4 protein-coding genes and 1 pseudogene are annotated in these 4040 nt (G+C 73.2%); 2 read left to right on the forward strand and 3 right to left on the reverse strand.

Annotated features, from left to right (window positions below; all coding sequences use genetic code 11):
• Nucleotides 1-138: 138 nt before the first annotated feature.
• The 3 genes from ACWDRR_RS44155 to ACWDRR_RS44165 form a co-directional block, all read right to left on the reverse strand.
• Nucleotides 139-1329, reverse strand: coding sequence for a TolB family protein (locus tag ACWDRR_RS44155; RefSeq protein ID WP_449777998.1), 1191 nt, complete (start codon nt 1327-1329; stop codon nt 139-141).
• Nucleotides 1330-1559: 230 nt separating this feature from the next.
• Nucleotides 1560-2318 carry a lysophospholipid acyltransferase family protein gene (locus ACWDRR_RS44160; RefSeq protein ID WP_449777999.1) on the reverse strand — a complete coding sequence of 253 codons (759 nt, stop codon included), beginning with the start codon at nt 2316-2318 and terminating at the stop codon, nt 1560-1562.
• A gap of 217 nt (nt 2319-2535) precedes the next feature.
• Nucleotides 2536-2961 carry a DUF4395 domain-containing protein gene (locus ACWDRR_RS44165; protein ID WP_449778000.1) on the reverse strand — a complete coding sequence of 142 codons (426 nt, stop codon included), beginning with the start codon at nt 2959-2961 and terminating at the stop codon, nt 2536-2538.
• Nucleotides 2962-3172: 211 nt separating this feature from the next.
• Between ACWDRR_RS44165 and ACWDRR_RS44170 the strand changes: the two genes are divergently transcribed.
• Nucleotides 3173-3586, forward strand: a complete 414-nt coding sequence (locus ACWDRR_RS44170) for a thioredoxin family protein (protein WP_449778001.1) — start codon at nt 3173-3175, stop codon at nt 3584-3586.
• Nucleotides 3587-3944: 358 nt separating this feature from the next.
• Nucleotides 3945-4040: pseudogene (locus ACWDRR_RS44175) on the forward strand (electron transfer flavoprotein subunit beta); the annotation flags it as partial.

Raw genomic sequence — 4040 nt, forward strand, 5'->3', positions numbered from 1 at the left:
TACTGCAGGGGGGACCCTGTGGGAGAGTAGGACGCCGCCGAACAATCATTGTGAAGAACCCCCTGATCCATCCGGATCGGGGGGTTCTTTGCGTTCTGCCGATATCCCGGCGGCGGCTCCGCGGCGGCTCCGCGGCGGCTACGGCTGGGACGCGGCCGTGCCCCAGCTGGGCCGGCTTTCCCATTGGTCCACCGTGTCGGTGATCCGGGTGACACCGGTGCCGTTGGCCTGCATGCGGTACAGGTCGGCGGTGCCTCCGGCGGGGGCCTGGGCGAAGACGATCGACGTGCCGTCGGGGGAGTAGGCGGCCGCGCCGTAGAAGACATCGGAGGGGCCGGGGGTGAGGGCGTCGATGGCGGTGCCGTCGGGCTGGACGGTGTAGATGCCCCCGCCCGGGGTGTAGTCGGGGCCGGCCGGATAGGTGGTGAACACGATCCGGGTGCCGTCGGGGGACCAGCTGGCGCGCTCACCGGCCCGCAGCTCCCAGGGGGTGAGCCGGCGCAGGCCGGTGCCGTCGGCGTTGACGACGTAGAGGGCGCGGCCCTCGGCCGGCTGGCCGGTCGAGCTGGTCCGGTACTCGAAGACCAGTTGCTTGCCGTCGGGTGACCAGCTCGGGTTGCGGACGTCGCCGGAGTACGGCTTGTCGTTGGTGAGGAAGGTCAGCCGCTGGACGTTGGTGCCGTCGGGGCTCATCACGTACAGGTCGGAGTACTGGATCTGCTTGTTGGAGGAGTCGAGCTCGCCCCACGCGCGGCTGAAGGCGAGCTGCTTGCCGTCGGGGGAGAAGGCGGGGCCGCTCTCCTCCTCGTTGGTGCAGTCGGCCGCGCCGGCTTCGCAGAGCTGGCCGATCTGGTGAGCGCCCTCGCCGTCGGCGGACACCGTCCAGAGCCGGGCCGGGCCGTTCTCGGTCTCGGTGCGGTCGAAGGCCAGGGTGCTGCCGTCGGGGGACCAGTCGGGGTGGTCGTCGCGGCCCCGGCCGGGGGGCTGGGTGAGCTGCTGCGCGACGCCGCCGTCGGCCGCGACGGTGAAGACGGCGCTGGTGAGGCGGCCGGGGTCGAGGAAGACCCGGCTGGCGATCAGGCCGTTGTGTGCCGTGACGGGGGCCGCCGCCGCGGCGGCTCCGATCACGCCCGGGGTCGCGTTGGCGACGACGGGCTCGGGCGTGGGGGTGGCGGACGGGGACTCCGCCCGGATCTCGCTGAGCGGGATCTCGCCGGGCTGGGCACCGCACCCGGTGAGCAGGGCGGTGCCCGCCAGCAGCAGGCCCGCACCTGCGCGGGCGCGGGTGCGGGCCGTGGTGGTGAGTGGCAGCAGCCGTGTGCCGGTCATCGGCGTGTCATCTCCGTCTCTGATGCAGGACGAGGCCCCCGGGGAGCTGTCACTGTGTCAGATCGGGAGTGCGGCCGGGCGCCCGACACGCGACGGTCCGTGGCCACTCGGTCGCACGGAGTATGACGAGTGGATTGTTGGGTTGACAGTACGGACACCCCGCCCGCCCGCAGACGAAGGCGGCGACGCCATGGCGGGGTGCCGGTTGTCAGGAGCCCCGGCGGGGGTGGTCAGTCGCGGGTGCTGCGGCGTTCGGCCTCTGCTTCGTCCTCGGCCTCGGCGACCTCGAGGGTGGGGGCGGTGCCGCCGAGGTGGGCGGGCTGCCACCAGGTGTCGTCCGGGCCGCTCGGCTTGCCGGGGTACTCGCGCTGGGCCCGGTCGAGCATCTCGCCCATCGCGGCGCGCAGCCGGCGGGTGACCATGACGGGCTTGTCGCCCGGCGCCAGCTCGATCGGCTCGCCGATCATGATGGTGACGGGGACGTGGCGCTTGGTGAGGGTCTTCGGCCGGCCCTTGGTCCAGAGCTGCTGGGTGCCCCAGAGGACGACCGGCAGCAGCGGGGCGCCGGAGTCGGCGGCCATCCGGGCGGCGCCGGTCTTGAACTTCTTCAGCATGAACGAGCGGCTGATGGTCGCCTCCGGGAACACCCCGACCATCTCGCCGGCGCGCAGGGCGCGCACCGCGGCCTCGTAGGCGGGCTGGCCGTCGGTGCGGTCGACCGGGATGTGCTTCATGCCCCGCATCAGGGGGCCGGAGACACCGTGCTTGAAGACGTCGTCCTTCGCCATGAAGCGGGTCTTGCGCTTGCCGCCGCGGTAGGCGCCGAGGCCGGCGAAGAGGAAGTCCAGGTAGCTGATGTGATTGCTCACCAGTACCGCTCCGCCCTTGGCGGGGATGTGTTCGGCGCCGACGATCCTGATGCGCACGTCGAGCGCGCGGAAGACGGTCAGTGCGGCGCCGATCACCGGCGGGTACACGAGCTCTGCCACGGTCAGTCCTGACTTCCCACGGGCCCTGCTGGCCCGGTCCGGCGGTACCCGTGTCGTACGTGGGGCCGACCGGAGGCGCGGCACGCCGCGGCGGCCACGGGTGATACACGGAGATGATCCCCCGAACGAGTGCCCGCTGTCACCTGAGGCATGCGGTCGACCGGGTGACGGGGGTGTGATGTCCGTGATGGGCCGGCCGGGAACCTTTCCCGGCCGGTCAGGACGCCGGGTCGAGCCGGCCCTGCGAGCGGCGGACCAGCAGGTACATCTCGCAGCCGAGGCAGTAGCCGAACACGGCGTTGAGGAAGGCGGCGGCGAGGGCGAACCCGGTGGCCAGCAGTCCGAGCCAGGTCACCCCGGTGAGGAAGCCGAGCGTGCCGACGGCGGCGAAGGCCAGGCCGACGCCCTGGGCGAAACGCGGCGGGCGCTCGTCCTCGGTCTCGGTCGGCGGTGCCAGCCGGGGGCGGACCAGGGTCCGGTACAGCCAGCCGTACGGTGACCGGCGCAGGCCGCCGACGGCGCCGAGGCCGAAGACGAGGCCCTGGAGGGCGAGCAGCAGGCCGCTGCCGCTGAGCAGGACGGCGATGAGGACGGCGGTGGTGAGCGCGGCGGCGAAGCGCGGGCCGCGGGGGTCTATCTGCAAGGGGGGACTCCGGGGCTGGATCGCTGGTGGGGGACGGCGGGGCGCGTCAGTGACAGCGCGAGGCCGTGGCCCGGCACAGGTCGACCACCCGGCGGGTGGTCAGCAGCGGCTGTGCGGGGCGGTCGGAGTCCACCCGGCGATCGTACGCGGACCCCGTCCCACCGGTCGACCACCCTGTCGGACTCTCCGGCGGCCGGGGCAGACTGGGGGGATGACCGGGTTGGTGGTGTGCGTTGTCGTGCTCGCGGTGGCGAGCGCGTTCGGGCTGCTGCGGGCCAAGCGCGACGGGAGGCTGCGGGTGCGCACGAAGGACGGGGCCGTGCGGCTCTCGGCGGCGGAGCTGGGGGAGGCGCTGGGCGAGCGGGCCACGCTGGTGCAGTTCTCGACCGCCTTCTGCCAGCCCTGTCGGGCCACCCGGCGGGTGCTCGGGGAGGTGGCGGGCATGGTCGAGGGAGTGGCGCACGTGGAGCTGGACGCCGAGGAGCGGCTGGGCCTGGTCCGCCGGCTGGAGATCCTGCGGACGCCGACGGTTCTGGTCCTGGACGCGGACGGCCGGGTGGTGCGCCGGGCGGCCGGGCTGCCGCGCAAGGCCGACGTGATCGCGGCGCTGGGCGAGGCGGTCTGAGCGGCCCGGCGGGGGCCGTGCGGCGGGGGTGGTGAATCCCACCCCGGATGCGCCGCCCCGTCAGGTGGTGTCGGCGCGGTGCTGGGGCAGGATGAGGGCTGACGGCAGTGCGAGCAGCCGCGCGGTCCGGCCGGGTGGGGTCTCCTTCGGGAGCCGCCGCGAGCCGTTCCGCGGGGCGGTCGGACGGGGCTCGGCGGCGTAAGCTACTGGCCAGTAGTGTCATTCGACTGCTGGCGAGTATGCTGCCAGGAAGTTCCGGACCGGCACGGGAACACGCTGCCCGGAGCGGGTGCGTGCAGAGTTCGCGCCCGCTTGCACAGCCGCAGCCGCCGGACGAGACCAGTACAGGAGACAGGCCGTGAGCTTGAGGATCGTTGTCTGTGTGAAGCACGTGCCGGACGCGACGGGTGACCGTCGGTTCGCGGACGACCACACCACCGACCGGGAGGGTGTG

Source organism: Kitasatospora sp. NPDC003701 (assembly GCF_053587085.1).